Origin of the sequence: Micromonospora sp. WMMC250, from assembly GCF_027460215.1 — a bacterium.
GTDB classification, from domain to species: domain Bacteria; phylum Actinomycetota; class Actinomycetes; order Mycobacteriales; family Micromonosporaceae; genus Micromonospora; species Micromonospora taraxaci.
The window spans coordinates 780,852-806,329 of sequence record NZ_JAPZBJ010000002.1; the positions used below are offsets into that span (position 1 = coordinate 780,852).

Annotated in this window: 25 protein-coding genes and 2 riboswitches; of the genes, 12 read left to right on the forward strand and 13 right to left on the reverse strand. The window is 70.8% G+C overall.

Annotated elements, in window-relative coordinates; translation table 11 throughout:
* Positions 1-48: 48 nt before the first annotated feature.
* The 3 genes from O3438_RS02925 to O3438_RS02935 are packed head-to-tail and all read right to left on the reverse strand — an operon-like array spanning position 49 to position 1,600.
* Positions 49-636, reverse strand: coding sequence for a histidine phosphatase family protein (locus tag O3438_RS02925; protein WP_269678444.1), 588 nt, complete (start codon positions 634-636; stop codon positions 49-51).
* Entirely contained in the window at positions 633-1,406 is a 774-nt protein-coding gene (locus tag O3438_RS02930) for a CbtA family protein (protein ID WP_269678445.1), read from the reverse strand. The genes O3438_RS02925 and O3438_RS02930 overlap by 4 nt, the downstream gene beginning before the upstream one ends.
* Entirely contained in the window at positions 1,397-1,600 is a 204-nt protein-coding gene (locus tag O3438_RS02935; RefSeq protein WP_269678446.1) for a CbtB domain-containing protein, read from the reverse strand. Before O3438_RS02935 ends, O3438_RS02930 begins: the two co-directional genes overlap by 10 nt.
* Before the next feature lie 35 nt (positions 1,601-1,635).
* A riboswitch (cobalamin riboswitch) is annotated at positions 1,636-1,780 on the reverse strand.
* A 267-nt stretch (positions 1,781-2,047) separates the two neighbouring features.
* Here O3438_RS02935 and O3438_RS02940 point away from each other — a divergent pair.
* The 5 genes from O3438_RS02940 to O3438_RS02960 all read left to right on the forward strand — a co-directional run bounded on the left by O3438_RS02940 (position 2,048) and on the right by O3438_RS02960 (position 7,373).
* A complete protein-coding gene (locus O3438_RS02940) occupies positions 2,048-2,926 on the forward strand; it encodes an amidohydrolase family protein (protein WP_269678447.1) in 879 nt (292 codons plus the stop codon).
* Positions 2,927-3,415: 489 nt separating this feature from the next.
* Complete coding sequence (locus O3438_RS02945; protein WP_269678448.1) at positions 3,416-4,423, forward strand: ABC transporter permease; 1,008 nt, start codon at positions 3,416-3,418, stop codon at positions 4,421-4,423.
* Positions 4,424-4,463: 40 nt separating this feature from the next.
* Positions 4,464-5,519, forward strand: coding sequence for an ABC transporter substrate-binding protein (locus tag O3438_RS02950; RefSeq protein WP_269678449.1), 1,056 nt, complete (start codon positions 4,464-4,466; stop codon positions 5,517-5,519).
* A complete protein-coding gene (locus O3438_RS02955; protein WP_269678450.1) occupies positions 5,519-6,337 on the forward strand; it encodes an ATP-binding cassette domain-containing protein in 819 nt (272 codons plus the stop codon). The genes O3438_RS02950 and O3438_RS02955 overlap by 1 nt, the downstream gene beginning before the upstream one ends.
* Before the next feature lie 37 nt (positions 6,338-6,374).
* The gene (locus tag O3438_RS02960; RefSeq protein ID WP_269678451.1) at positions 6,375-7,373 is read left to right on the forward strand and encodes an aldo/keto reductase; all 999 of its coding nucleotides are present in this window, start codon (positions 6,375-6,377) and stop codon (positions 7,371-7,373) included.
* A 9-nt stretch (positions 7,374-7,382) separates the two neighbouring features.
* Here O3438_RS02960 and O3438_RS02965 read toward each other — a convergent pair whose 3' ends face one another.
* A complete protein-coding gene (locus O3438_RS02965) occupies positions 7,383-8,108 on the reverse strand; it encodes a FadR/GntR family transcriptional regulator (RefSeq protein ID WP_269678452.1) in 726 nt (241 codons plus the stop codon).
* Between the two features lie 7 nt (positions 8,109-8,115).
* A complete protein-coding gene (locus O3438_RS02970; RefSeq protein WP_269678453.1) occupies positions 8,116-9,510 on the reverse strand; it encodes an enolase C-terminal domain-like protein in 1,395 nt (464 codons plus the stop codon).
* 634 nt (positions 9,511-10,144) lie between these two features.
* Positions 10,145-10,358, forward strand: a riboswitch (cobalamin riboswitch).
* A 190-nt stretch (positions 10,359-10,548) separates the two neighbouring features.
* On the opposite strand from O3438_RS02970, the gene O3438_RS02975 reads away from it, so the two are divergent.
* Both O3438_RS02975 and O3438_RS02980 read left to right on the forward strand, forming a co-directional pair.
* Positions 10,549-12,903 carry a ribonucleoside-diphosphate reductase subunit alpha gene (locus tag O3438_RS02975; RefSeq protein ID WP_269683551.1) on the forward strand — a complete coding sequence of 785 codons (2,355 nt, stop codon included), beginning with the start codon at positions 10,549-10,551 and terminating at the stop codon, positions 12,901-12,903.
* A gap of 41 nt (positions 12,904-12,944) precedes the next feature.
* Positions 12,945-13,940: a ribonucleotide-diphosphate reductase subunit beta gene (locus tag O3438_RS02980; RefSeq protein ID WP_269678454.1), complete on the forward strand. Its 996-nt coding sequence runs from the start codon at positions 12,945-12,947 to the stop codon at positions 13,938-13,940.
* Here O3438_RS02980 and O3438_RS02985 read toward each other — a convergent pair.
* On the reverse strand, positions 13,937-14,851 hold the full coding sequence (locus O3438_RS02985; protein WP_269678455.1) for a MerR family transcriptional regulator: 915 nt from the start codon (positions 14,849-14,851) through the stop codon (positions 13,937-13,939). The genes O3438_RS02980 and O3438_RS02985 overlap by 4 nt on opposite strands.
* A 118-nt stretch (positions 14,852-14,969) precedes the next feature.
* Here O3438_RS02985 and eno point away from each other — a divergent pair, with 118 nt between their 5' ends.
* Both eno and O3438_RS02995 read left to right on the forward strand, forming a co-directional pair.
* Positions 14,970-16,235, forward strand: coding sequence for a phosphopyruvate hydratase (gene eno, locus O3438_RS02990; protein WP_269678456.1), 1,266 nt, complete (start codon positions 14,970-14,972; stop codon positions 16,233-16,235).
* A gap of 182 nt (positions 16,236-16,417) precedes the next feature.
* Positions 16,418-16,915, forward strand: coding sequence for a GNAT family N-acetyltransferase (locus tag O3438_RS02995; RefSeq protein WP_269678457.1), 498 nt, complete (start codon positions 16,418-16,420; stop codon positions 16,913-16,915).
* Positions 16,916-16,929: 14 nt separating this feature from the next.
* On the opposite strand, the gene O3438_RS03000 is transcribed toward O3438_RS02995, so the two are convergent.
* Positions 16,930-17,283, reverse strand: coding sequence for a TraR/DksA family transcriptional regulator (locus tag O3438_RS03000; RefSeq protein ID WP_269678458.1), 354 nt, complete (start codon positions 17,281-17,283; stop codon positions 16,930-16,932).
* A 114-nt stretch (positions 17,284-17,397) separates the two neighbouring features.
* On the opposite strand from O3438_RS03000, the gene O3438_RS03005 reads away from it, so the two are divergent.
* Both O3438_RS03005 and O3438_RS03010 read left to right on the forward strand, forming a co-directional pair.
* Positions 17,398-17,988 (forward strand): TetR/AcrR family transcriptional regulator, encoded by a 591-nt coding sequence (locus tag O3438_RS03005; protein ID WP_269678459.1) that lies wholly within the window; start codon positions 17,398-17,400, stop codon positions 17,986-17,988.
* 123 nt (positions 17,989-18,111) lie between these two features.
* Positions 18,112-18,462: a DUF1330 domain-containing protein gene (locus O3438_RS03010; RefSeq protein ID WP_269678460.1), complete on the forward strand. Its 351-nt coding sequence runs from the start codon at positions 18,112-18,114 to the stop codon at positions 18,460-18,462.
* 49 nt (positions 18,463-18,511) lie between these two features.
* On the opposite strand, the gene O3438_RS03015 is transcribed toward O3438_RS03010, so the two are convergent.
* The 5 genes from O3438_RS03015 to O3438_RS03035 all read right to left on the reverse strand — a co-directional run bounded on the left by O3438_RS03015 (position 18,512) and on the right by O3438_RS03035 (position 23,727).
* Complete coding sequence (locus O3438_RS03015; protein WP_269678461.1) at positions 18,512-19,723, reverse strand: ferritin-like domain-containing protein; 1,212 nt, start codon at positions 19,721-19,723, stop codon at positions 18,512-18,514.
* Entirely contained in the window at positions 19,720-20,565 is an 846-nt protein-coding gene (locus O3438_RS03020; RefSeq protein ID WP_269678462.1) for a phosphate/phosphite/phosphonate ABC transporter substrate-binding protein, read from the reverse strand. The genes O3438_RS03015 and O3438_RS03020 overlap by 4 nt, the downstream gene beginning before the upstream one ends.
* Entirely contained in the window at positions 20,565-21,734 is a 1,170-nt protein-coding gene (locus O3438_RS03025; protein WP_269678463.1) for an acyl-CoA dehydrogenase family protein, read from the reverse strand. The genes O3438_RS03020 and O3438_RS03025 overlap by 1 nt, the downstream gene beginning before the upstream one ends.
* A gap of 77 nt (positions 21,735-21,811) precedes the next feature.
* Complete coding sequence (locus tag O3438_RS03030) at positions 21,812-22,753, reverse strand: ion transporter (RefSeq protein WP_269678464.1); 942 nt, start codon at positions 22,751-22,753, stop codon at positions 21,812-21,814.
* 140 nt (positions 22,754-22,893) lie between these two features.
* A complete protein-coding gene (locus O3438_RS03035; protein WP_269678465.1) occupies positions 22,894-23,727 on the reverse strand; it encodes an alpha/beta hydrolase in 834 nt (277 codons plus the stop codon).
* A gap of 64 nt (positions 23,728-23,791) precedes the next feature.
* Between O3438_RS03035 and O3438_RS03040 the strand changes: the two genes are divergently transcribed.
* On the forward strand, positions 23,792-24,481 hold the full coding sequence (locus O3438_RS03040) for a TetR/AcrR family transcriptional regulator (protein WP_269678466.1): 690 nt from the start codon (positions 23,792-23,794) through the stop codon (positions 24,479-24,481).
* Between the two features lie 113 nt (positions 24,482-24,594).
* On the opposite strand, the gene O3438_RS03045 is transcribed toward O3438_RS03040, so the two are convergent.
* On the reverse strand, positions 24,595-25,452 hold the full coding sequence (locus O3438_RS03045) for an SDR family oxidoreductase (protein ID WP_269678467.1): 858 nt from the start codon (positions 25,450-25,452) through the stop codon (positions 24,595-24,597).
* Positions 25,453-25,478: the final 26 nt, after the last annotated feature.

A 25,478-nucleotide genomic window follows, 5' to 3' on the forward strand; every position in this document is an offset into this window, starting at 1 on the left:
CCGTGACCACCAACTGTGGCGGTCACGGCCTGAGCCGTCAGGGCGATCTCAATCCACCCGAGGCGCGCCCAGCCGAAGGTGCCACCGCGCCCCACGGCCGGTGAGCCGGACGATCGCCAACGGCTCCACGTCCACCTGCCGGTACGTCGCCAACGGCAGGTCCAGGGCGTGCACGACAGCGATCCGGATCACCAGCGGGTGTGCGATCGCGGTGATCCGCCGGTCGGCGTCTCGTTGCCCGTCCAGCCAGGCACCGACCCGGTCCCGGACCGCGGCGACGGACTCACCGCCGTGCGGTGCGGAATCCGGTTCGGACATCCACTCGTGCAGCGCCTGCGGCTGCTCGATGGCGATCTCCTCGACCGACCGTCCGGTCCAGTCGCCGTAGTCGCAGTCCGCCAACGACGCCTCGACGGTGGGCCGCAGACCGAGTGCGTCGGCGGTATCGGTAGCCGCCGCGGCGGGACTGGACACGCAGGCGTCCCGGACGCCCAGGTGCCCACGCCGGGCCTGGGCCAGGGCGAGGGCGGCACGCAGGCCGCCCTCGTCCAGGCCGTCGCTCGGTCCGCCGAAGCGGGCCTGACGCAGGGCGATGGTGTGCGCGTGGGCGACCAGCCGGAGGCTGGTGGCGGTCACGTGCCAGGAAGCGCGGCGGCGGCCCGGCGACGACGGTCGTGGTGCATCAGGGCCGCGAACAGCAGGCCGATCCCGGTCCAGAGCACCACCTGGGTGCCGAGGGAGGCCAGCCGGAAGTCCCACAACAGCGTCGCGGGGAAGTCGGCGGGGACTTCCTGGAACGACGGAAGCACCACATAGGAGACCACGGTGACCAGCAGGAATCCGCCGACGGCAGCGGCGACGCGCTGCCACAGCGGTGCCTGCGCGCCGACCGATCGGTAGCCCAGCGAGCCCGCCCACACAGCCACCAGACCGAGCACCACCATCAGCAGGTAGGTGACGGTGCGTTGGTTGATGGTGGCCGGGTCGCCGACCGCCGGCGGGTTCGCCGGATACTTGAGGAACGGCACGACCACGGCGCCGAGCAGCGCCGCGCCGGCCAGTAGCAGGCCCGACCGTCCGTCGTCGTAGGTCCGCCGTCGGCGCGCCAGCAGGACGTACGCCGTGGCCAGCAGGCCACCCATCGCGGCACCGAACAGGCCGGTGGCCAGGAACAGGCCGCCGCGCTGGCCATTGCGGCTGACCAGGGCATCCTCGTGGTCGTGCGCACCGGCGGCCGGCTCGGCATGCGCCGACGCCGCCTCCTCGATCGCGATGGCCGCCTCGACGTGCGGCTCGCCCGCCACATAGGCGAACGTCCCGGCGAGCAGACCGGCGATCAGGCCGGCGAGCAGACCGCGGACGAGGACGGTGACGAACGGGGGAGCGGTGGTGGCCGTCAGTGGCACGGAACACCCAGCAGGTGCCGGCCGTCGTGCATCAGCTCGTGCAGGTACATGCCACTGCGCGACACCGCGCCCTGGTCGAAGGCGACGAGGTAGGCCAGCAACGCCAGAGCGGCGACGGTCATCAACACCGTCCACAGCAGACGCGTGGTGCCAGCGGGATTCACCAACGGCTGGCTGGACGTGGAACTGGACATGTGATCACGAACCTTCCCGGGGATGACGCGTCCCCATCGCAAGGCTGCGGACGACCGAGCGTCCTGGCTCGCGGCCCCTCTTGAGGTGGGGGAACCGCTCACAGTGGCGCGACCGCGCCGGAATCACACCGGCTTCCCTCGCGTCGCCGCAGATAGTGGGTCGACGGTATCGGTGCCGCCTCAGGCGGTCAACCCGGTCCCCGGGCAGCGACCCGCGGCTCGCCGACGTGCGGGTGGCGGCGCATCGTCACTTCGGCCAGTCGACGGTGTTCACCCGGCCGGAGTGCTGGGGAGTTCCGGCTGGTACGCGCGTTCTGCGGCCTGCGACCGGTCTGTTACCGCTAACATGGTCATCCTGCCAGAGCGGTCGACGGCACCGGGCCGAGCCGGAGGTCCGACCAGTGGCGGAACGGGGTGGGTGGACGTGAGCGCGCCGGGTCGGGTCCGATGACGACCGGTGCGGCCGTGCGGCAGTCGGGGATCGTCGACGCGCACCATCACCTCTGGGTTCGCGCCCGACACCCGCAACCCTGGATCGACCCGCACACCATGGCCGCGATCGACGACGACTTCACCCCGGTCGATCTCGGCCCGGCTACCCGGGTCGCCGGAGTCACCCAGACCGTCGTCGTGCAATCCGTCGCCGCCCGGTCGGAGACGCCGGAGCTGTTGGGGATCGCGGCCGACGACCCTCTCATCGCCGGAGTCGTCGGGTGGGTCGACCTCACCGCCGACGATGTCGTCGAGCGCCTGGAGCGACTTCGGGCGGCGCGGGGCGGCGAGCGGCTCGTCGGTATCCGTCATCTGGTCCAGTCCGAGCCCGACCCGGCGTATCTCGACCGCTCCGACGTGCGGAGGGGCATCGCCGCGGTCGGTGCTGCCGGCCTCGCCTTCGACCTGCTCGTACGCCACCATCAGTTGCCGGCGGCCACCCGGCTCGTCCGTGACCTGCAGCAGGTCCGGTTCGTCCTGGACCACCTCGGCAAGCCACCGCTCGGGAGCGGCGGCCTCGGCGACTGGCCCCGGGACCTGCGGACGCTCGCCGCCGCACCCAACACGACGGCGAAGCTCTCCGGCCTGGTGACCGAGGTGAGCGGCAGCTCCTGGACGGTGGCGGACCTGCGGCCGGCCGTCGAGCACGCACTGGACGTGTTCGGGCCGGACCGGTTGATGTTCGGCTCGGACTGGCCGGTGTGTCTGCTCGCCACCTCGTACACCCGTTGGGTCAGGGTCCTCGGCGACCTGCTGGATCCGCTGACCGACGACGAGCGCGCGGCGATCTGGCGACAGACGGCCAGCCGGGAGTACCGGCTCGCGGCGTCGTGACCCGCCGGGAGTTCGGCGGAGAAAGAGGTGCCCGCAACCGCCGCCGGGCATAGCATGTTATCGATAACATGCTCGCGATGGTCCGCCGGATCGAGCCGGTGGGCCACCCTAGGGTGCGGGGTGCGCATGGTCGTCGGGGCCGGACCTGCCGATCCCGTGTGGACTCGTGCCGGTCCAGTGTCCCGTGACCGACCGTCGCCAGAAGCCGCCGCGTCGCTCGACCGCACTTGTGCCGATTTGATCAGACGTATGTGCGGGGCGGCTCGGGTAACGATGTCAAAACATGGTTGTAAGACCTTGGCAATCCACGGGGGTGCATGGCATGGTAACGGCTGATCAAGGGAAACATCTGACCTATCGTGACGGTGCGGCAGGTCGACGCCAAGTTCTCTCCTCCGCGGGGAGGCTCGGTCGCTCATAGGTGCTCGGCGCGACGGCGGGTCCTTCCGTCGAGTGCCGGCCCCACGCATGGGGAGGTCAGGTCCGACGATGAGTACCGCCGAGGCATCCGCAGGCGCGCAGCGCGGCGACATCGGTGACTGGCTCCGGGAACGGATCTCCCACGCCGTCTCCGAGTTCACCGCCGCCACCGCGTTGGTCGTCCTGTTCGTCGCGTTGACCTTCGCGAGTCCCTACTTCCTGACGGCGGACAACCTCTTCAACATCGGGGCCCAGACGGCGGTGATCGCCATCATCGCCACGGCGCAGACGATGGTCATCATCACCAAGGGCATCGACCTTTCGGTCGGGTCGGTGGCCGCGCTCGCCGGCGTGCTGGGCGCGATGACAGTCCGCGACCTCGGCTTCTCCCTCCTGGCGGCGACGGCGGTCGCGATCGGCGTCGGCGCTCTGGCCGGGCTGTTGAACGGTCTGCTGGTGACGGCCGCCCGGATTCCGCCGTTCATCGCGACGCTGGGAACGATGTCCGTCGGCCGTGGTCTCGTCTTCATCATCACCGGCGCGGTCGGCGTCTACGGCCTGCCCCGGTCGTTCCAACTGCTGGGCAACGGGGAGATCATCGGCATTCCGTTCGCCGTCGTGATCACCGTCCTGGTCGCCGTCGGGGTCGCCTTCCTGCTCTCCCAGACCCGCTTCGGGCAATACACGTACGCGATGGGCTCCAACCTGGAGGCGGCGCGTCGCTCCGGCATCCGGGTGGGCCGTCACCTGACCGGGGTGTACGTGCTGGCGGGTGTGCTGGTCGGGCTCGGCGGCATGATCGCCGCTTCCCGGGTCAACTCCGGCCAGCCCAACTACGGGATCTCGCTGGAGCTCGACGTCATCGCCGCCGCGGTCATCGGCGGAGCCAGCCTGTTCGGGGGGCAGGGCCGCATCGTCGGGACGATCATCGGCGCCTTCCTCATCGCCCTGGTGCGTAACGGGGCCGTCCTGCTCGACATCAGCATCCACTACCAGCAGGTGATCGTCGGCCTGATCATCTGGGCCGCCGTCTACTTCGACCAGTACCGCCGCCGGCGGCTGGAATCGCGGGGTTGACATGCCATTCCACGAGTCCGAACGAGGAAGGACACCCACCATGGCACACACCACCACCAGTCGACCGGCGCGTACGCGTCTCCTTCGTGCCCAGGCCATCCTGGCTGCGGTCGCGGCCACCGCCCTGCTCAGCGCCTGCGGCGGCGTCGAGGTCCGGGACGGCGGCGGCGACGGCGCGAGCAAGGACGCGAGCGGGCCGTTGAAGCTCGCCGTCGTACCGAAGGCCGTCGGCGCCGACTACTGGAACACGGTGAAGGCGGGCGCGGAGTGCGCCGCGCAGCGCGCCGGGGACGTCACCGTCCAGTGGGACGGGGTGACCGCCGAGACCGACGTCGAGGGCCAGGTCAACCTGATCCAGAACTTCGTCACCAAGAAGGTCGACGGCATCGTCTACGCGGCGACCGACTCCAGCGCCCTGGCGCCCGCCACCGACCAGGCGCTGGCCGCCAAGATCCCGGTCGCGATGATCGACTCCGGCACCAGCCCGCAGCCGTCGAGCGTTCCGCTGTTCGCCACCGACAACCGCGCCTCGGCGACCGAGGCGGCGAAGCTGCTCGCCAAGGAGCTGGGCCCCGGCAACCACGACGTGGCCCTGGTCGAGTTCCAGCCCGGATCACAGACCAACACCGAGCGGGTCGACGGCTTCAAGGCCGGCCTGGCCCAGTTCCCCAACCTGAAGCTGGTCGGCCAACAGCCCAGCAAGAGCGACGTCAACGAGGCCCGACGGGTCACCGAGAACATCCTCACCGCCAACCCCAACCTCAAGGGCATCTTCGCGGCCAACGAGCCGAGCGTGCTCGGCGCCGCCCAGGCCATCCAGGCGGCGGGCAAGTCGGGCAAGATCGTCATCATCGGGTGGGACGCCGCCCCGGACGAGGTGGCCGGGCTGCGCAGCGGCCAGATCTCGGCCCTGGTCGTGCAGAACCCGTTCAAGATGGGCTACTTCGGCGTCGACAAGATGGTCAAGCACCTCCGGGACAAGGCGCCCCTCGCGTCGGCCGACACCGGCGTCACCTTCGTCACCAAGGAGAACATCGACACGGCGGAGATCAAGGCGGTGCTCGAGCCCAGCTGCGCCAACCCCCCGGTGCAGTGATGGGAACGACTCCGACGGCCACCGCCGACACCGACGAACTGTCATCCGGCGGGGAAGCGCCGGTCCTGGAAGCTCGCGGCATCGTCAAACGGTTCGGACACGTCGAGGCGCTGCGGGGCGCCGACTTCACCGTCCACCGAGGTGAGGTCGTCGCGCTGATCGGCGACAACGGCGCCGGGAAGAGCACTCTGATCAAGACGCTCTCCGGTGTGCACCCACCGGACGAGGGCGAGATCCGCGTGGGCGGCCGCCCGGTGCAGTTCTCGACGCCGGTCGACGCCCGGCGCGCGGGGGTGGAGACCGTCTACCAGGATCTGGCCGTCGCCGACGACCTCAGCGTGGCCGCCAACCTGTATCTCGGGAGGGAGATCCTCCGCTCCGGACCACTCGGTCGGCTGGGCCTGCTGGACAAGCGCGCCATGCGGCAGGGCGCGGCAGCGGCCCTGGACGAACTCGGTGTGCGGATCCCCCGGGTCACCACCCCGATCGCCATGTTGTCCGGTGGGCAACGGCAGTGTGTCGCGGTGGCCCGGGCCATCATCTGGGCCACCAACGTGGTCATCCTCGACGAACCCACCGCGGCGCTCGGCGTGGTCCAGACCGGGCGGGTTCTCGACGTCGTCCGGCGCGCCCGCGACGCCGGCATGTCGGTGGTGCTGGTCAGCCACAACATGCCGCAGGTGCTCGACATCGCCGACCGGGTCGAGGTGCTGCGCCTCGGCCGCCGCGCGGCCCAACTCCGCGCCGACGAGGTCACCACCGACGACCTGGTGGCGGCGATGACCGGGAGCACCAGCACGGACCGGGACGAGCGGTGACGACGAACGTCCCGGCCGACGGCGGCTGGCGCAGCCGGTGACCGGCCCCCTCGGTCGGCGGACCGCGGTGGACACCGCCCGCCCACAGGTGCGGTTCAGCCCACTGGGATTCGGTGCCTCGCAGGGCGGCAATCTCTTCCGGAGGACGTCGGACGAGGCGTTCGCCGCAGCGGTGGACACCGCGTGGGCCGGGGGTGTCCGATACTTCGACACCGCGCCGCACTACGGGCTCGGCCTGTCCGAGCGGCGTCTGGGTGCCGCCCTCCGCTCCCGACCCCGTGCCGAGTACGTGGTGTCCACCAAGGTCGGTCGGCTGCTGGTGCCGTCGCCGGAGACCGCGCACCTGCGTGACCCGGAGGGGTTCGACGTGCCCGCCGACCACCGGCGGGTCTGGGACTTCAGCCGGGACGGCGTACACCGGTCGGTGGAGGCGAGCCTTCGACGCACCGGCCTGGACCGGATCGACGTGGTGTACCTGCACGACCCGGACGACCACTGGGAGCAGGCCGCGTACGAGGCGGTGCCGGCGTTGGTGGAGCTGCGCGAGCAGGGCGTGATCGGCGCGATCGGCGCGGGGATGAACCAGTCCGCGATGCTGGCCCGCTTCGTCACGGAGACCGACGTCGACGTGGTGATGTGCGCCGGCCGGTACACGCTGCTGGAGCAGGGCGCGTTGACCGACCTGTTACCCGCCGCGCAGGCCCGTCGCGTCGGTGTGGTGATCGCCGGGGTCTACAACTCCGGGCTGCTGGCCCGGGACCTGCCGCCCAGCGACGCCGCCTACAACTACCAGCGGGCGCCGGTGGAGGTGGTCGGTCAGGCCCGGCGGATAGCGCGGGTCTGCCAGACGTACGGGGTCACGCTGCCCCAGGCGGCGTTGGCGTTCGTCCGTCGGCACCCGGCCGTGGTCTCGACAGTGGTCGGCGTGCGTGACGCGGTCCAGGTGACCGAGACCCTGCGCCGGTTCGACACCGACGTCCCGGATCAGCTCTGGGCGGCGCTGTACGAGGCGGGGCTGCTCGACGTGCAGCCGTAGCGTCAGCGGTCAGGGGCCCGTCATCTCGGTGGTGGTCGGGTCACCGTCGTCGGGCAATCCGTGCAACGACTCCTCCACACCGATCAGGTGGTTGGCCATCCGGGTGCGGGCCCGCTCCGGGTCACGCGCCACGAGGGCCTTGAGGATCGCCACGTGTTCGTCATGGGTACGCCGGTCCGCGCCCTCCTCGTGCAGGCTCCGCCAGAGCCGCCCGCGGATGGTGCGACCGGCGAACGCCTCGATGAGCCCGACGAGCACCGGATTCTCGGCGTGCACGGCGATGATCCGGTGGAAGGCGATGTCGATCTCGAGGATGCGTTCGTGGTCCTGCGGTGACTGGCCGACCATTCGGGCGGCCTCGTCGAGCAGCTCCCCGGCCTGGGCGAGGGCCTCGTCGGTGATCCTGGTGGCGGCCAACCGGGCGGCCTCGCACTCCAGCAGCCGCCGGACGGTGTGGATGTGTCGAGGGTCGTCCTGACCCTGGAAGTCCACCACGAAGCCCATCGGGGCCAGCAGTTGCGGCGCGTCGAGGTTGGTGACGTAGGTGCCGTCACCCTGGCGGATGTTGACGATGCCGAGGATCGACAGGGCCGACATTCCCTCGCGCAGTGAGCCGCGCGAGACACCGAGGGACTCGGCGAGGTCCTTCTCGATCGGCAGGCGGTCCCCGGGCTTGAACTTCCCGTCCAGGATCATCTGCTTGATGCCGTTCACCACTTCGTCGGTGCGTGACATGGTCCCCCTAGCGGCCAGCGGATGTGGCCGTCCCACCCGCGATCACGTACGGCTCCGGAGATGACACGGTAGTCGGGTCCGCCGCCGCCCAGTAGTGGCCGTCGGGAAAGCGGTAGAGCGCGATCGACTCGGGGCGCATCCGGGTGGAGTAGCCGGGCTGGTCGGGCAGGACGTAACCGCTGCCCGAGCCGGTGTCACGGATGACGCACGGGTCGGTGAAGTGCTCGTGCAGGTGGTCGACGAACTCGGTGACCCGGTTGGTGAGGTCTCCCGAGACCGCGACGTAGTCGAGCACGGACACGTGCTGGACCATCTCGCACAGCCCGACGCCGCCGGCGTGCGGACAGACCGGCACGTCGAACTTCGCGGCGAGGAGCAGCACGGCGACGATCTCGTTGATGCTGGCCAGCCGGCCGGTGTCCAACTGGCAGAAGTCGATGGCCCCGGCCTGGAACAGCTGCTTGAACATCACCCGGTTGTGGCAGTGCTCGCCGGTGGCGACGCCGATCGGGGCGACCGCCCGGCGGACGGCCGCGTGGCCCAGGATGTCGTCGGGGCTGGTCGGCTCCTCGATCCACAGCGGTGTGAACCGGGCGAGGGCGGTGACCCACTCGATGGCCTGGCCGACGTCCCACACCTGGTTGGCGTCGATCATCAGGTTGCGGTCCGGGCCCAGGATCTCCCGGGCGATCGCGCACCGACGGATGTCGTCGTCGAGGTTGGCGCCCACCTTGAGCTTGACGTAGCCGTATCCGCTGTCGACGGCCTCCTGGCACAGCCGGCGCAGCTTGTCGTCGCCGTAGCCGAGCCAGCCGGCCGAGGTGGTGTAGGCGGGGTAGCCGGTCCGGTGGAGCTCGGCGAGGCGGTCGGCCTTCGTGCTCTCCTTGGCCCGCAGGATGGCCAGTGCCTCGTCCCGGGTGAGCGCGTCGGACAGGTAGCGCAGGTCCGCGATGTCGACGAGTTGTTCGGGGGTCATGTCGACCAGGAGCCGCCACAGCGGCTTGTCGGCGAGCCGGGCCACCAGGTCCCACGAGGCGTTCAGCACGGCCGCGAGCGACAGGTGGACGACGCCCTTCTCGGGCCCGAGCCACCGCAGCTGCGAGTCGGACGTGAGGAGGCGGTAGACCGCCCCCATGTCGGCCGCCATCGTCGCCACGTCCAGGCCCACGAGGAGCTGTGCCTGGTGGACCGCCGCGGCGGCGACGATGTCGTTGCCCCGACCGATCGTGAAGGTCAGGCCGTGGCCCGCGAGCGGCGCGCCCACGCTGTCGGTGCCGTCGGTGTGCAGGACGACGTAGGCCGCCGAGTAGTCGCCGTCCTTGTTCATGGCGTCTGACCCGTCAGCGGTCAGGGAGGTGGGGAAGCGGACGTCCTCGACGGTGACAGCAGTGATCTGCGGCATGCGCTCCTCGCCCGACTAGGCAAAAGATCAGATGATCAATCGAAGTATACGGAGGCTGGTTCAGGTGCGTCAACGACGTCGATCACCTGACCGATGCAGACATCCAATGTTTCTTATCGGGATCGGACGTCTGGCGGGAGGCGCTTCCCACGTGGCGTGTTCGGACGCCGAGCGACCGCCGTCACGGCGGCGGTGCCCCGCCGTTGCGGCCCACGTTCGCGCATGGGCACTGCGGTCGAAACCTTAACCGCTGGTGGTGGGCGCGTGCTGTTCGAAGTGGAACCCCGGCCCGTGGAACGTGTCGAATGCTGGGCGGCGGTGCGCCGGTCGGAACGAGGGTCGGGGTCAGCGCCCGACCGAGGGTTTTGAAGATTGGATGTTCACCCTGACTGCCGACATCGACCGCGGGTTATGAGCAACGTTCCTTACATCTGGATCCTGCATACATCACATCTTTGTGGACCGTTGTTCGGCCATCCCGCGGCCTTGTCCCGCCGCTGACCGCCACCTCCCGCCGGCGTCGGCCGCCCGGAGGTCGGGCGGCGGGGCGCGGTCGGGTGACGGTCGTCACCGCCTCCGCCGCCGACACGCCGACACCGACATGTGGGGTGTGACAACCGCTGCGTCCCTATATATGGTGTCGAACGCAGCTGGTTCGACCGCTCACCCGGGGCGGTCGAGGCAAGAGGGAACCCGGTGGAAATCCGGGACTGTCCCGCAGCGGTGAGTGGGAACGACAGCCGTCATCAGCACTGGACCGCACGGTCTGGGAAGCGACGGCCGGTAGGAGACCGGCGAGCCCGGTCGTGCCCACGAGTCCGAAGACCTGCCAGCGCGCCGCGTACCCGCACCCGGGTGTGCGGCGGTCCGAGGCCGCGTGGGACGGCTGACGCCACCTGACCCACGCCGCCGGCGTGGCGTCCGTCGGTGTCTGTCTCCGCGTGTTCGGACCTCCAGGTCTCGAACTCCGAGGAGCGAGTGGTGACAGTCACCGAGGTAGTCCCGGCCGGCGCCGACGCGGCACTGCGGCGGACGCCGATGCAGGTCCGCAAGCGCGACGGCGGCACCGAACCCGTGGACGTGAACAAGATCGTCCGGGCGGTCGAGCGGTGGGCCGACGACCTGACCGACGTCGACCCGATGCGCGTCGCCACCCGCACGATCAGCGGCCTGTACGACGGCGCGACGACAGCCGAACTGGACCGGCTGTCCATTCAGACCGCGGCCGAGATGATCGGTGAGGAACCGCAGTACTCGCGCCTCGCCGCCCGGCTGCTCGCCGGCTACGTCGACAAGGAGGTGCGTCGGCAGGGCATGGCCTCGTTCAGCGCGGCGATCCGGACCGGCCACACCGAGGGCCTGATCGGAGACGACACCGCCGCGTTCGTCGCCACGCACGCCGCGGTGCTCGACGATGCCGTCGACCCGGACGGCGACCGGCGGTTCGAGTACTTCGGCCTCCGCACTGTCTACGACAGGTACCTGCTGCGCCACCCCACCAGCCGGTTCGTGCTGGAGACCCCGCAGTACTGGCTGCTGCGGGTGGCCTGTGGCCTGTCCCGTACGCCGGACGAGGCGGTCGGCTTCTACCGGTTGATGTCCAGCCTGGCGTACCTGCCCAGCTCACCGACGCTGTTCAACTCCGGCACCCGGCACACCCAGATGTCCTCCTGCTACCTGGTCGACTCACCGCTCGACGAGTTGGACTCGATCTACGCCCGGTACGCCCAAGTCGCCAACCTGTCCAAGTTCGCCGGCGGCATCGGCATCGCGTACTCCCGGGTCCGCTCCCGAGGCGCGTTGATCCGCGGCACCAACGGGCAGTCCAACGGGATCGTGCCGTGGCTGCGCACGTTGGACGCGAGCGTCGCGGCGGTCAACCAGGGCGGCCGGCGCAAGGGCGCGGCGTGCGTCTACCTGGAGCCGTGGCACCCGGACATCGAGGAGTTCCTGCAGCTGCGGGACAACACCGGCGAGGACGCCCGCCGCACCCACAACCTGAACCTGGCCAACTGGGTGCCGGACGAGTTCATGCGCCGCGTCGAGGCCGACGAGATGTGGTCGCTGTTCGACCCGCACGAGGTGCCCGAGCTGCCCGACCTGTGGGGAGAACGGTTCGACGCCGCGTACCGCGAGGCCGAGGCGCAGGGCCGCTACGTCCGGCAGGTCCCGGCGCGGGAGCTGTACGGGAAGATGATGCGCACCCTGGCGCAGACCGGCAACGGGTGGATGACCTTCAAGGACGCGTCGAACCGGCTGTGCAACCAGACCGCCGAACCGGGCAACGTGGTGCACCTGTCCAACCTCTGCACCGAGATCGTCGAGGTGTCCAGCGACGCCGAGACCGCCGTGTGCAACCTCGGCTCGGTGAACCTCGCCGCCCACCTCGTCGACGGTGACATCGACTGGGAGCGGCTGCGCGCCACGGTGCGTACCGCGGTGACCTTCCTCGACCGGGTCATCGACATCAACTACTACCCGACCACGCAGGCTGCGGCGAGCAACCCCCGCTGGCGGCCGGTCGGGCTCGGGCTGATGGGCCTGCAGGACGTCTTCTTCGCACTGCGGCTGCCGTTCGACTCGCCCGCCGCGCGGGAGCTGTCCACCCGGGTCAGCGAGGAGCTGTACCTGACCGCGCTGGAGACCTCCGCCGACCTGGCCCGACAGTACGGCGCGCACCCGACGTACCCGCAGACCCGGGCCGCGCGGGGTCAGTTGCAGCCCGACCTGTGGGGTGTCGAGGGTACGCAGACCGCGCGGTGGGACGCCCTGCGGGAGCGGGTCGCGGCGCACGGGCTGCGTAACTCGCTGCTGGTGGCCGTCGCCCCGACCGCCACCATCGCCTCGATCGCCGGGTGCTACGAGTGCATCGAGCCGCAGGTGTCGAACCTGTTCAAGCGCGAGACATTGTCCGGGGAGTTCCTCCAGGTCAACACCGCTCTGGTCCGCGAGCTGAAGGCCCGTGGTCTGTGGACCGACCGGATCCGGTCGGCGATCAAGCGGGCCGAGGGGTCGGTGCAGGACATCGCCGAGCTGCCGGCCGGCGTCCGGGAGTTGTTCCGCACCGCGTGGGAGCTGCCGCAGCGGGCGCTGATCGACCTCGCCGCCGCCCGTGCCCCGTTCATCGACCAGTCCCAGTCGCTGAACCTGTTCCTGGCCGCACCGACCATCGGCAAGCTCTCCTCGATGTACCTGTACGCCTGGAAGGCCGGGCTGAAGACCACCTACTACCTGCGCTCGCGCCCCGCGACGCGGATCCAGCAGGCCACCGTCAGCGCCGTCGCGCCCGTGCCCGCGGCCCTCGCGCCCCTCGCCCTCGCGCCCGTCGCCCTCGACGCGGAGGCGCTGGCCTGCTCGCTGGAGAACCCCGAGTCGTGCGAGGCCTGCCAGTGAGCGCCGCCCACCCCATCACCTCCGAGACGAGGACCACGCACATGCTGCTCGACCCCGGGATGGACCTCACCCTCCGCCCGATGCGCTACCCGCACTTCTTCGACCGCTTCCGCGACGCCATCCGCAACACCTGGACGGTCGAGGAGGTCGACCTGCACGCCGACCTTGCCGACCTGGACAAACTGTCCCCGGCCGAGCGGCATCTGGTCAGCCGCCTGGTGGCGTTCTTCGCCACCGGCGACACGATCGTCGCGAACAACCTGGTGCTCAACCTGTACCAGCACGTGAACAGCCCCGAGGGTCGCCTCTACCTGTCCCGGCAACTGTTCGAGGAGGCGGTGCACGTCCAGTTCTATCTCAACCTGCTCGACACGTACGTGCCCGACGAGACCGAGCGGTTCGAGGCCTTCGCCGCGATCGAGAACATCCCCTCGATCCGCCGCAAGGCGGAGTTCTGCTTCCGCTGGATCGACTCCCTGGGTGACCTTCGGGAGCTGCGCTCGCGCGAGGACCGGCGAGCGTTCCTGCTCAACCTGATCTGCTTCGCCGCCTGCATTGAGGGGCTGTTCTTCTACGGCGCGTTCGCGTACGTCTACTTCCTGCGCTCCCGTGGCCTGCTGCACGGCCTCGCCTCCGGCACCAACTGGGTGTTCCGCGACGAGAGCATGCACATGGCGTTCGCGTTCGACGTCGTGGACACCGTTCGCGCCGAGGAGCCGGACCTGTTCGACGACGACCTCGCCGAGCAGGTGCGGCAGATGCTCACCGAGGCCGTCGAGTGTGAGGTGCAGTTCGCCGAGGACCTGGTGGGCCAGGGCGTGCCCGGCCTGACGTTGGCCGACATGCGGGAGTACCTCCAGCACGTCGCCGACCGCCGACTCGCCCAGCTCGGCATCGCCCCGCAGTACGGGTCCGGCAACCCGTTCGCATTCATGGAGTTGCAGGACGTGCAGGAGCTGTCCAACTTCTTCGAGCGGCGGGTGTCGGCGTACCAGGTCGGGGTGACCGGCACTGTCGCCTTCGACGACGACTTCTAGGCGGCAACCGATCCCGGGGCCTGGCGTCGCTTGGTGAGCCACCGCATCACGTGCAGGGGGTGCGACGCCGGGTCCGGAATCGGGTGGAAGACGTGTTCCACCACGCCGTCGGCGATGATCAGGGTCAGCCGCTCGTAGAGCGTCATGTCACCAGCGGTGCGGGTCGGCAGGCGCAGCGCGTCGGCCAGGGTCAGCCTCGGGTCGGGGATCAGCGGGTAGGGCAGCCGCAACCGGTACGCCAGTTCCCGCTGGTACCCGGTCGACTGCGCGGAGAGGCCGTACACCCGGGCGGCGCCGGCCGCGCGGAGTTCCGCGTGGTGGTCACGGAACCAGGCGGCCTGCTCGGTGCTGCCCCGGGCGCCGTGGACCTCCAGCAGCCCGTTCGGCAGGTCGACGCCCGGCCGTCCGGTCAGTGGGTACACGAAGATGACGGTGCGTCCGACGCCGAGCGCGCCGAGGTCGACCGGGCGGCCGTCGGTGCCGTAGAAGGACAGCGACGGCAGGCTGGTGCCGACCAACGCGGCGGGGTCGCCGCCGACCTCGCCACCGCCGGGTACGACCTGGGTCGCCGCCGCGTCCAGGCGTGCGTCCAGCGCGTCCCGCTGGGCGGTCAGCCTGCCGATCCGCTCCTGGAGGGTGGTGATGGTGCTGCGGTACGTCGCCACCGCCGCCGCGCACACGTCGGTGTCGTCGGCGCCACCGGCGATCGACTCGACGAACGGGCGGGTCTCCTCGACGGTGAGGCCGAGGGCCATCAGCTCGCGGATCTGCGCCACCAGTCGCACCGCGATCGGGTCGTACTCGCGGTAGCCGTTGCCGAGCCGCCGGGGCACGACCAGCCCCGCCGACTCGTAGTAGCGCAGTGCCCGGACCGTCGTCCCGGTCCGTCGTGCCAGCTCACCCACCCGCATCCCGCGACCCTAAACCCGCACCCTGGGGTACGGGTCAACGTGTCCATCGTCGCGGTGCCAGGATCGCCGTTTCCTGCCAGTCTGGCGGCGAAAAGGCAGTGTGACCAGGGAGTGTGTGATGACGGTGATCAATCGTGTGCGTGCGCGGCAGATCCTCGACAGCCGGGGCAACCCGACCGTCGAGGCCGACGTGGAACTCGGCGACGGCTCGGTCGGCCGGGCGGCCGTACCGTCCGGTGCGTCGACCGGCGCGAACGAGGCGGTCGAGCTGCGCGACGGGGACCCGGCCCGCTTCCACGGCAAGGGTGTGACGACTGCTGTCGCCGCCGTCAACGGCGAGATCGCCGACGCGGTGATCGGGCTCGACGCCGAGGACCAGGCGCTGATCGACGAGACGATGATCGATCTCGACGGCTCGAAGGACAAGGGTCGACTGGGCGCCAACGCGATCCTCGCGGTGTCCCTGGCGACGGCGAAGGCAGCGGCGTCGGCTCACCGGCAGCCGCTCTACCGCTACGTCGGCGGCGTCGGTGCCCGCCTGCTGCCGGTGCCGATGATGAACATCGTCAACGGCGGCGCGCACGCCGACAACCCGCTGGACTTCCAGGAGTTCATGATCGCCCCGGTCGGGGCACGGACCTTCGCCGAGGCGGTCCGGGTCGGCTCGGAGGTCTTCCACACCCTGAAGGCGTCCCTGGCCGCTGCCGGTCACCAGACCAACGTGGGCGACGAGGGCGGGTTCGCGCCGAACTTCTCGACCGCCGACGAGGCGCTGCGCTTCGTGGTGCGCGCCGTCGAGGACGCCGGCTACCAGCCGGGGACCGAGGTGGCGATCTGCCTCGACCCGGCCAGCTCGGAGTTCTACCGCGACGGCGTCTACGACTACGTCGGCGAGGGGCGTCAGCGCACCGTGGATGAGCACATCGACCACCTGGTGGACCTGGCCGCCCGGTACCCGATCAGCTCGATCGAGGACCCGATGGCGGAGGACGACATCGCCGGCTGGCAGCGGCTGACGGCACTGGCGGGGGATCGGGTGCAGTTGGTCGGCGACGATGTCTTCTGCACGGACGTCGACCGGTTGCGCGACGGCATCGAGGGTGGTTACGCCAACGCGATCCTGGTCAAGGTCAACCAGATCGGCACACTCACCGAGACCCTCGCGACGGTGGACGCCGCCCACAAGGCGGGGTACCGGGTGGTGATGTCACACCGCTCCGGCGAGACCGAGGACACCACCATCGCCGACCTGGCCGTGGGCGTGGGCTGTGGCCAGATCAAGACCGGCTCGCTGTCGCGTTCGGACCGCACCGCCAAGTACAACCAGCTCATCCGCATCGAGGAGGAGCTCGGCGACCGCGCCGTCTACGCCGGGAGTCGCTGACATCGCCGCACCGCGCGGATGCGGCACTGGCGCGACGGCCGCCAGCCGTCGGGCACCTTGTGGGGAGGGACGCGGTGGTAGGCGGTATACCTCAGAGTCATCATGATGATGACTCTGAGGTATACCGCTCGTCAGCACACCCGCGATGGCGGCCAGCCCAGCGCCCGTCGCTGCGCCCAGAGATGAGCGACATCACGGTGCGGCCCATGGCCGACGGCGACGCCGGTCGGGTCCTGGAGATCTACCAGGCCGGCCTCGACGCCGGCAACGCCAGCTTCGAGGTCACCGCGCCGACGTGGGCGGCGTTCGACGCCGCGCGCCTGACCGCGCACCGCTTCGTGGCCGTCGACCGCGTCGGCGCGGTCCTCGGCTGGGTCGCGGTCTCGCCGACCTCCACCCGAAAGGTGTACGCCGGTGTGGTCGAACACTCCGTCTACGTGGACCCGGCTGCCCAGGGCCGTGGTGCCGGTCGGCTGCTACTGGACGTGCTGATCGCCTCCACCGAGGCAGCCGGCATCTGGACGATCCAGTCCGGAATCTTCCCGGAGAACACCGCCAGCCTGGCACTCCATCAGCGGGCTGGGTTCCGTGTCGTCGGCGTACGCGAACGGGTCGGTCGTCACCACGGACGCTGGCGTGACGTGGTCCTGCTGGAGCGGCGCAGTCCCACCATCACCTGACCGGCCCAGGGCTGTCAGCGTCGGCTCGCGCAGGCCACGCAGGTGCGCGCCGACGGGCGGGCGACCAGTCGCTCGGCGGGAATGGGACGACGGCACCGTTCACACACCCCGTAGCTGCCGTCTTCGACCCGTCGCAGCGCGACGTCCAGCTCCGCGAGGCGGCGGCGGGCGGCGTCCAGGACGGCGGTGAGCTGTGCGCGTTCGAAGGCGATGGTGGCGCCCTCGGGGTCGTGCTCGTCGTCGGCGTTCGACGCCCGGGACGCTTCGAAGAGGCTGCGCAGGTCGCCGTCGAGGGCGGCGACCTGCGCCTCGGTCTGCTGGCGCAGCCGCAGTAGTTCCTCGCGGATCGCGGCGGAGTTCCTGTCCATGGCCGTTCCACGGTACTGCCGAATGACGGCGGTCACAGTATTTGCATTCCGAGACGACCGGTCATATCGTTTGCGGTGTCAGCAAGCCGGAACCGTCAGCGGAAGGAGCCCGTCATGGCACGATCGAAGTCGCCAGCCTCCGCCGGGACGCGGCAACGGTTGTCCGACGCCGCGTTGGACCTGTTCCACCTGCGCGGCTACAACGGCACGAGCGTCCAGGACATCGTCGCCGCCGCCGGAGCGCCCAAGGGCACCTTCTACAACCACTTCGCCAGCAAGGAGGACCTCGCCCTCGACTCGGTGGCGAGATACTCCGCGGCGATGGGGCTGGAGATGCTCGACGAGAAGCAGAGCGGCACACCGCGCGAGCGGATCGTCAACCACCTTCGCTACATCACCGGCCTCGGCGACACCATGGGTGACCGGGGCTGCCTGCTCGGCAACTTCGCCAGCGAGATCCCCGCGCACAGTGACGTCCTACGCGCCGCCGTCGACGCCGGCTTCGGTCGGTGGGTCGCCGCACTCAGCGAAGCGATCGAACAGGCACGCGCCGCCGACGAGCTGCACGGCGACGAACCGGCCCGCGACCTCGCCGGCTTCGTGGTCTCCGGCTACGAGGGGGCGGCGGCGCGGGCGAAGGCTTCCGGCAACCCGGATGCCCTGCGGGAGTTCTTCGCGATCACCACGACGCGGATCCTCACCTGATCCCTGTCGATCACCAGCTGGGGCGAGGGGCGTCGTACCTGAGCCTCGGTTCCTGCCCATTATAAGACGACCGGTCGTACGCCTTCGGCCGGCAGGCCCACCAACCGCACTGAGGAGTCCGACATGAGCACCTACCTGATCAACCACCTGCGTATCCCCGGCGGCGTGCCCACCGAGGAGTCCCTGCGGTACCTGGAGCAGGTCCAGGCCACCACCGAGGCGTACGGCGCCAAGTGGCTCGCCGTCGACGCCCAGGTGCAGGTCATCGAGGGCGCCTGGCCCGGCTCCGTCGTGCTGATCGAGTTCCCGGACGCGGAGACGGCGAAGGCCTGGTACAACTCGCCCGAGTACCAGGCGATCCTGTCGCTGCGCACCGCACACACGATCAACGACCTGATCCTGGTGGACTCGGTCAGCCCGGAGTTCACGGTGGCCGGCTACGCCCAGCAGATCCGGACCCTGCTCGGCCAGTGACGCCGGACCTCGGCCCCCGCGGACGAGACGTCGGGCGCGGGGGCCGCGCCTACATGAAGTTACGGGTGTGCAGGGCCGACAGCGCGGCAGCCTCGTCGGGCCGGAAACCCAGGCGTACCAGCCGGCGCTGACGGCCCTGGTCCATCGCCTGTTGCAGAGCCTGCACCCGGTCGAAGCCGGCGGCCACGTCGTCGGGGTGCCATCCACCCGCGGCGAGCACCACCAGCGCGTCGAAGACATCCGCGTTGAGGCCGGCGGTGTCGGCGAGCGCGTCGTGGCGACGGTGGATGGCCGCCCGCAGCCGGTCGCGCACCATCGGGTCGAGCCGTGCCTGATGCTCCAGGTGGGCCATGCCGAACACCACGTGCCGGCGCTCGTCCTGCATGGCGAGCCAACAGATCCGGCGCGTCACCGGGTCCGGCGCGTTCTCGTGCAGGAACGAGAGCAGGTCGACGAAGCTGCCCTCCCCGAGCACGGAGAGCAGGAACGAGGCCAGCGCGAAGTCGGACTCCGCGACGAGCGTGAAGAGCGACTGCCGGCCGCCGGCCGACGACGTGCCCATTTCGGTGCCGCGCAGCAGCGCCCGCCGGCTGAAGACCTCCATGTGTCGGGCCTCGTCGGCCATCTGCACGGCGAGGAGTTGCACCACCTCCCGGAAGTGCGGGTGGATGCGCCCCACGAACCGGGCCGGCACGACGAGAGCTGCCTGCTCGTTCTCGACCAGGTAGGTCATCACCTGCACCACAGCGGCCTCCACGTCGGCCGGCAGCGCGAACGTGTCGTCCCACGGCACCGCGGTCTGCGGGTCCCACTGCCGCGCCGCCGCCTGGGCGTAGAGGTGCGGAGCGACGTCGGCCCACACCAGGTCACGGTCGTCCAGATCGAATCGGGCCTCGGGGCCACCGGATTCGAGCAGCGCGCCCCGGGCACCCAGCCCCCACCGCGCCGGCGGGCGACTGCTGAGCGCCGTCGGCAGGGCCGGCCCGGCCCGCTCCGCGCCGAACCAACGGTCGTCGTCCGCCTTGCCCCGCACGATCACCGCGACCAGGTCGCTCCGGTCGTCACGCTCGGGCGACTCGACCCGATGGCCCCGACCACGACACCAGGCGGGCAGGTGTACGCGCAACGCCGGGTCGCGGCCGGAGACGGCCAACCGGCCGCCGGGCGGCAGCCCGGTCAGGGCGCGTTGCACGAGCAGGTGCGCGCCCCGGCCGAAACCGAGGTCACCGAGGTCGACCTCGGCGACCGGTGTCGCGCTCACGGCCGGTAGTCCGTGGCCGTCACCCGCCCGTCGGGGGAGTAGAAACCGCTGGCGTCGACAGCGCTGGCCAGGGCGTCGTACCCCGTGGTCCGGCCGTCCTTCCAGGCCGTCAGCCCCTCCAGGTCGAGCAGCGGGCGTACCTGCGGATCGGCGTACGACATGCCGAGCAGCAGCGTGCCGAAGAGCCGGACCCCGGCGGACTCCGGTTCGCGGACCGTCATGTTGCAGTGGTCGTACGGTGTGGTCTGCGCGATGATCCGGGTGCCGTCGGGCGGCAGGGTGCCCTCCCGGACGAACGCCAGGTGGTTGGCGTCGATCATGCAGGCGGCGTCGACCTCACCGGCCGTCAGGGCACGGGCGGCGTCGCGCTCACCGCCGATGTGGTCGCCGTGCAGGCCGACGCCGACATCGAAGCGACGTATGTCGACAGCGACCCCGGCCGCCGCGAGGTGACCCAGCGGAATCAACGTCGCCTGAGGGCTGTCCACCGCTCCGACCGCGACCGTCAGCCCGTGCAGGTCGGCGGTGCTGCGCACCGGTGAGTCGGCCCGGACCACCACGACCGAGGTGAGGTCCTGGTCGGTGTCGCGCATCGTCAACGCGCGCACCCTCGTGCCGTTGGCGGTCGCCAGTCGTTCGGCGCGTAGCCAGGCCAGGGGAGAGTTCCACGCCGCGTCGATCCGCCCGGCGACGATATCCTCGACCTGGCGTTCGTAGTGCGAGTAGAGGACGAAGTCGAAGTCCAGGCCACGGCCGCGCAGCCAGGCGCGGAAACCCTCCCAGATGGTCACGACCTTGGGGTCGTACGCGACCGCGCCCATCAGGACGCCGGGCGTCGACATCAGCGATTCGCCTCGTCGAGCAGTGGCAGACCGGTGGCGACCCGCCCGACGAAGTCGTACAGGGCGTCGGAGGTGGGTGCCATCACCCGGGCCGCACGCGAGTCGCGGAAGCGACGCTCAAGGCCCAGCTCCTTGCGGAACGCGCTGCCACCGCAGAGCTGCATCGCGCCGTCGGTCACCTCGGCGACAGTCTCCCCGGCGAGCGCCTTGACCTGCAGCACGCGCAGCATCGCGTCGGCACGGCCCGTCTCCAGTGCGGTGAGGGTGTCACCCAGGAAGGCGCGCAGCGCATCGGTGCGGATCATCAGTCGGGCGAGGTCGCGGCGGGTGACCGGCGCATCGCGCAGGGCGGCACCGGTGTGGGTGAGCGTGGTCGCGGTGAGGTGCCGGCCCGCCTCGGCGACCGCGCTGTCGGCGAGGCCGAGACAGAACGCGGCGTTGAGCACCAGGAACCAGGGCAGGACCGTGCCGAGCGCGGTGTCCAGCCCCGCCCCGTCGGCAGCCATCATCGCCGTCGGCGGGACCCGCAGCCCGTCGGCGGTCATCGGCCGGGAACCGTTGCCGCGCAGGCCGAGCCCGTCGAAGCTCCCGCTCACGGTGAGGCCGGCACTGTCGGCCGGCACGAGCCACAGCGTCATCGGGCCGGCGTCGCCGGACAGTGGGAGGCTCGACCAGACGTAGCTGGTGGCCTCGCCGGCAGAGGTGACCCAGCTCTTGCGGGCGTCGAGGCGGACGCTGCCGTCGTCGGTGACGGTCGCGGTGCCGGTCGGCGACCAGAAGTGGCTGCGTGACCCGTACTCGGAGAAGGCCAGGGTGGTGAGGTGGCCGCCGGTCGCGATGGCCGCGCGGACCTCGCGCGGGCCGTGCGCCTCGATCACGGCGGTCGCCGCGTAGTGCATGAGCACCACCATCGCTGTGGAGCCGCACTCGGCGGCCAGCCGCTCGACGACCTCGGCGACGGTCCGCATGCCGTGGCCGCCGCCACCGACCTCGGTGGAGGAGGCCAGACCGAGCAGGCCGGCTGCGGCGAGAGCGTCGACACCCGACCGGGGGAAGACGCCCTCCCGGTCGACCGACGGCGCCTGCGGCCGGATCACCTCGTCGATGACGGCGCCGAGCGTGTCGGCGACGTCGCTGGTGGATCGCGCACTGTCGACAGTGGACGTCATGCTGGTGCCCCTTCGGCCGAAGCGGTGGGACCGCCGCCGACACTATCCGAACTGAAGTACGCAGCGCGAGTGTCGGATCACCGTCTGGCGCGGGCGCCGTGCGGCCGGCCGTGCCCGTCCTCCCGGTCGATCCGCAACTCCCGTTCCAACTCGGCGATGACCGCCCGCAGGTCGTCCAGCCGTTGGGTCAGCGCGATGCGGTCCACCTCGTCCGGTACGCCGTCGCCGTCCTCGTCGTAGTCGGGGGCCAGCCGCTCGGTCATCTCCAACCGGCGTGCCTCCTCCATCGAGTTGACGATGACGGCGATGAGGATGTTGAGCAGCAGGTTGACGGTGATGACGACGTAGCTGACGTAGTACAGCAGCGTCCACGGCGAGATGGCCATGCCCTGCTCGATGAGGTCCGGCAGTGTCTCCAGCGACAGCAGCACGAACAACGTCAGCAACGACCGGCCGATGTCGCCGTACTCCTCCGGATACCTGTTACCGAAGATCAACCAGCCGGCCATTCCGTACACGTAGAGCGTCACCACCGCCAGGGCGAGGAAGCCGGTGACGCCGGGCAGGCTGCGCCACAGCGCGGAGACGATGGTCCGCAGACCCGGCGAGAACCGCACCAGCCGCACCATGCGGGCGACCCGCACGACCCGCAGCAGTGCCGGGTCGCCGTGCAGGCCCGGTATGAACATGGCGGCGATCACCACGAAGTCGAAGACGTTCCAGGCGTGCCGGAAGAAGTCCTGCGGACGCCTGCCGTATGCGGCGAGTCGGATGCCGATCTCGACGACGAAGACGGCGCGGAAGAACAACTCCAGCCAGTGCAGAGCCGTGCCCGCCGGGCTGAGGTCGTCGTACGTCTCCAGGCCCAGCACGATTCCGTTGGCGAGGATGACCACGACGATGGCGATCTCGAAGGGCCGCGACCGGGAGAGTCGGGCGCAGCGGGCGGCCCAACCGGTTCGGTCAGGTGGGGCCGTGGCCGGCCCGCCTCGCTGGGCGGGTGCGGGTGCGTCGCTCACCGACCGGCCGGTTCGATCGGGCGCGCCGGGGCGGTGGCGGGGGCCCACCTCCGGCCGTCGTCGTGGCGGTGCGGCTGGTGTGCGGGCATGCCCACCAGCCTAGCCAAGATCAATGACGGTGCGCGATCGTGCGCCGCTCGTCAGTGACGCGCCCGCTCCGGCGTCACCGGCGCTCCGAAGAACTCGGCGAGCGGGTCGACGATCCTCGGGTGCGCCCGGTTGATGGCGTCGTGGCCGCTGCGCGGAATCGTCAGCGTTCGGGCGTGCGGCAGCGCGTGGGCCAGCGCGGCGTTCTGGTCCACGTAGTACGGCGGACCGTCGGCGCCGCAGGCCAGCAGCACCTCGGCGCTCACCCCGGCCCACCGGGTGGCCGGGGCGTCGTGCGCCAGGATCAGGGCCGTCTCCTCCAGTGTGGTCGGCAGCAGATCGCCCATGGTGCGGCCGATCGACGTACGCAGGAAGGCGCGGATGATGGCGATCCGGACGCCGAGCGGGAGTTTCCCCGCCGCCATGTGCGAGTTGATCCCGGCGGTCGTGATGGCGAGGCTCCTGGCGGTGTCACCAGCCTCCGCTGCCGCCCGCGCGGACGGCAGCCACGCCGACGGGAAGCTGCCGTCGACCGAGATCGCGGCATCGTAGAGGGCGAGCCGGTCGATCGGCAGTCGGAGTGCGGCTTCGAGGGCCAGGAACCCTCCGCTGCTGTGGCCGATGACGTTGCCCGACCCGGTGTGCTCCAGCACGGCGGCGAGATCGTCGATTTCCTGGTCGGCGGTGTAGGGCATCGACCTCGGCGGCGCGTCGGCCCGCCCGCGTCGGTTGTAGAGGTGCACGGTGAAGCGGTCGGCGAGCGCCCGGGCCAGCCGTCGGTAGACGCCGATCGTCGTGCCGCCGCCGTGCACCACGACGATCCCCGGCCCCGCCCCCGTGGAATGCAGCACGATCGTCGCGCCGTCCCGTGCCCTGACCTGCTCCATGGTTGGCCCATCCTTCCGACACCGACAACAACTGCGAACGACGTTTGCAGTTTACAGTAGATCGGTGAGCGACGCACCCGCCAGTGCCGGCCCCGACCGGCAGTCGATCTGGAGCAGGCCGGAACGCGGCACCCGTGGACCCACTCCGGCGCACAGTCGGGACGCCATCGTCGCGGCCGCCATCGCCCTGGCCGACGCCGAAGGGCTGGCCGCGGTGTCGATGCGCGCCGTGGCCGGTGCGCTCGGCACGGGGGCCGGATCCCTCTACCGGTACCTGTCGTCCCGTGACGACCTGCTCGACCTGATGACCGACCGGGCGGTGGGGGAGTTGCGCCCGTACCCGCAGGCGGACGGCGGCTGGTTGGACACGATGGTGCTGCTGGGACGTCGACAGTTGGCGTTGTTCGGCGCCCACCCGTGGCTGCGCGACGTGATCCACCGGCCATCCGGGGTCGGCCCGGAGAGCCTGGCCTGGTTCGACAACTGCATCCGGGTCCTGGAGCCCGTACGCTGCCCCGTCGCGGCCAAGTTCGAGGCCATCGCGATGATGACCGGCGTGGTGAGCCTCTTCGCCCGTCGCGAGCCCGCCGCCGGGGCGTTCAGCCTCGCCGGGGCCGACCTCGCGGCGTACCCGCACCTGGTCGCGGCGTTCCGCCAGCCCTCCGAGCCGGCGCCCCGGGCCGACCTCGTCGAGCGGACCCTGCGCGGTCTGCTGACCGGTCTGCTGCTCGCCGGGTCGACCGAGGCGGGCTGACCTGATCGGCGTACCGGCGGTGTCGGTCGACCCACGACGAGGACGGGTGGGTCCGGGCGGGCGACGGGCGTCTGCCCGTCACCCGCCCGGAATCAGCGTGGACGACGATCAGATCAGGCCTGCGCGGCCCGGATCGCGTCCCGCAGCGGGGTGCTCGGCCGCCCGGTCAGCCGGCTGAGGTCGTCGCTGTCGGTCACCAGCTCGCCGATGGCGATCGAGTTGTCGAGCGCGGCGACGAATCCGGCCGTGCCCGCGTCGAGGCCGACGTTCTCCAGGGCCGAGGCCAGCTCGGCGGCGGACAGGTCCCGGTGGACGACCGGGGTGCCGGTCACCTCCGTGACGGCCTCGGCGAGCTCGTCGAAGGTGAACGGGGTGCCGCCCAGCTCGTAGACGGCGTTGCCGTCCTCCTCGCGGGTCAGCGCCGCCACGGCCGCCGCCGCGTAGTCGGCCCGGGTCGCGGCGGAGATCTTGCTGCCGCCGGTGGCGCCGAGGATGGTGCCGGACCCCAGGTACTGCGGCAGCTGGTCGGTGTAGTTCTCGGTGTACCAGCCGTTGCGCAGCACGGTGTAGGTCAGGCCGGACGCGGCGAGGACCTCCTCGGTGGCCTTGTGCTCCGGGGCGAGGGGGTTCGTGGTGGTGTCCGCCTTCAGGATGCTGGTGTAGATCAGCCGTTCGACCCCGGCGAGCTTGGCGGCGTCGATGACCGCGGTGTGCTGCGGGACGCGCTGACCGGGGGTGTCGCCGGAGATGAGCAGCAGCCGGCGTACGCCGGCCACGGCGCCGGGCAGTGTCGACGGATCGTCGTAGTTGGCCTGGCGGATCTCGACCCCGCGCGCGGCCAGGTCGGCGGCCTTCTCCGGGCTGCGGACGACAGCGGCGATCTCGGCGGCCGGTACGCCGCTGTCGAGCAGCTGCCCGACCACGAGGCGGCCCAGGCGGCCGGTGGCGCCGGTCACGGCATAGGTGGGCATGGGAACCTCCGAAAGGTGGTGTCTAA

Excerpts from the sequence above, each read along its gene's own strand:
- O3438_RS03035 (WP_269678465.1), bottom strand. The coding sequence starts at position 23,727 with ATGGAGCAGGTCAGGGCACGGGACGGCGCGACGATCGTGCTGCATTCC.
- O3438_RS02945 (WP_269678448.1), top strand. The coding sequence starts at position 3,416 with ATGAGTACCGCCGAGGCATCCGCAGGCGCGCAGCGCGGCGACATCGGT.
- O3438_RS02995 (WP_269678457.1), top strand. The coding sequence starts at position 16,418 with ATGAGCGACATCACGGTGCGGCCCATGGCCGACGGCGACGCCGGTCGG.
- O3438_RS02950 (WP_269678449.1), top strand. The coding sequence starts at position 4,464 with ATGGCACACACCACCACCAGTCGACCGGCGCGTACGCGTCTCCTTCGT.
- O3438_RS03025 (WP_269678463.1), bottom strand. The coding sequence starts at position 21,734 with ATGACGTCCACTGTCGACAGTGCGCGATCCACCAGCGACGTCGCCGAC.
- O3438_RS02955 (WP_269678450.1), top strand. The coding sequence starts at position 5,519 with ATGGGAACGACTCCGACGGCCACCGCCGACACCGACGAACTGTCATCC.
- O3438_RS02965 (WP_269678452.1), bottom strand. The coding sequence starts at position 8,108 with ATGTCACGCACCGACGAAGTGGTGAACGGCATCAAGCAGATGATCCTG.
- O3438_RS02935 (WP_269678446.1), bottom strand. The coding sequence starts at position 1,600 with ATGTCCAGTTCCACGTCCAGCCAGCCGTTGGTGAATCCCGCTGGCACC.
- O3438_RS02980 (WP_269678454.1), top strand. The coding sequence starts at position 12,945 with ATGCTGCTCGACCCCGGGATGGACCTCACCCTCCGCCCGATGCGCTAC.
- O3438_RS02940 (WP_269678447.1), top strand. The coding sequence starts at position 2,048 with ATGACGACCGGTGCGGCCGTGCGGCAGTCGGGGATCGTCGACGCGCAC.
- O3438_RS03045 (WP_269678467.1), bottom strand. The coding sequence starts at position 25,452 with ATGCCCACCTATGCCGTGACCGGCGCCACCGGCCGCCTGGGCCGCCTC.
- O3438_RS03010 (WP_269678460.1), top strand. The coding sequence starts at position 18,112 with ATGAGCACCTACCTGATCAACCACCTGCGTATCCCCGGCGGCGTGCCC.
- O3438_RS02975 (WP_269683551.1), top strand. The coding sequence starts at position 10,549 with ATGCAGGTCCGCAAGCGCGACGGCGGCACCGAACCCGTGGACGTGAAC.
- O3438_RS02985 (WP_269678455.1), bottom strand. The coding sequence starts at position 14,851 with ATGCGGGTGGGTGAGCTGGCACGACGGACCGGGACGACGGTCCGGGCA.
- eno (WP_269678456.1), top strand. The coding sequence starts at position 14,970 with ATGACGGTGATCAATCGTGTGCGTGCGCGGCAGATCCTCGACAGCCGG.
- O3438_RS02970 (WP_269678453.1), bottom strand. The coding sequence starts at position 9,510 with ATGCCGCAGATCACTGCTGTCACCGTCGAGGACGTCCGCTTCCCCACC.
- O3438_RS03005 (WP_269678459.1), top strand. The coding sequence starts at position 17,398 with ATGGCACGATCGAAGTCGCCAGCCTCCGCCGGGACGCGGCAACGGTTG.
- O3438_RS03020 (WP_269678462.1), bottom strand. The coding sequence starts at position 20,565 with ATGTCGACGCCCGGCGTCCTGATGGGCGCGGTCGCGTACGACCCCAAG.
- O3438_RS03000 (WP_269678458.1), bottom strand. The coding sequence starts at position 17,283 with ATGGACAGGAACTCCGCCGCGATCCGCGAGGAACTACTGCGGCTGCGC.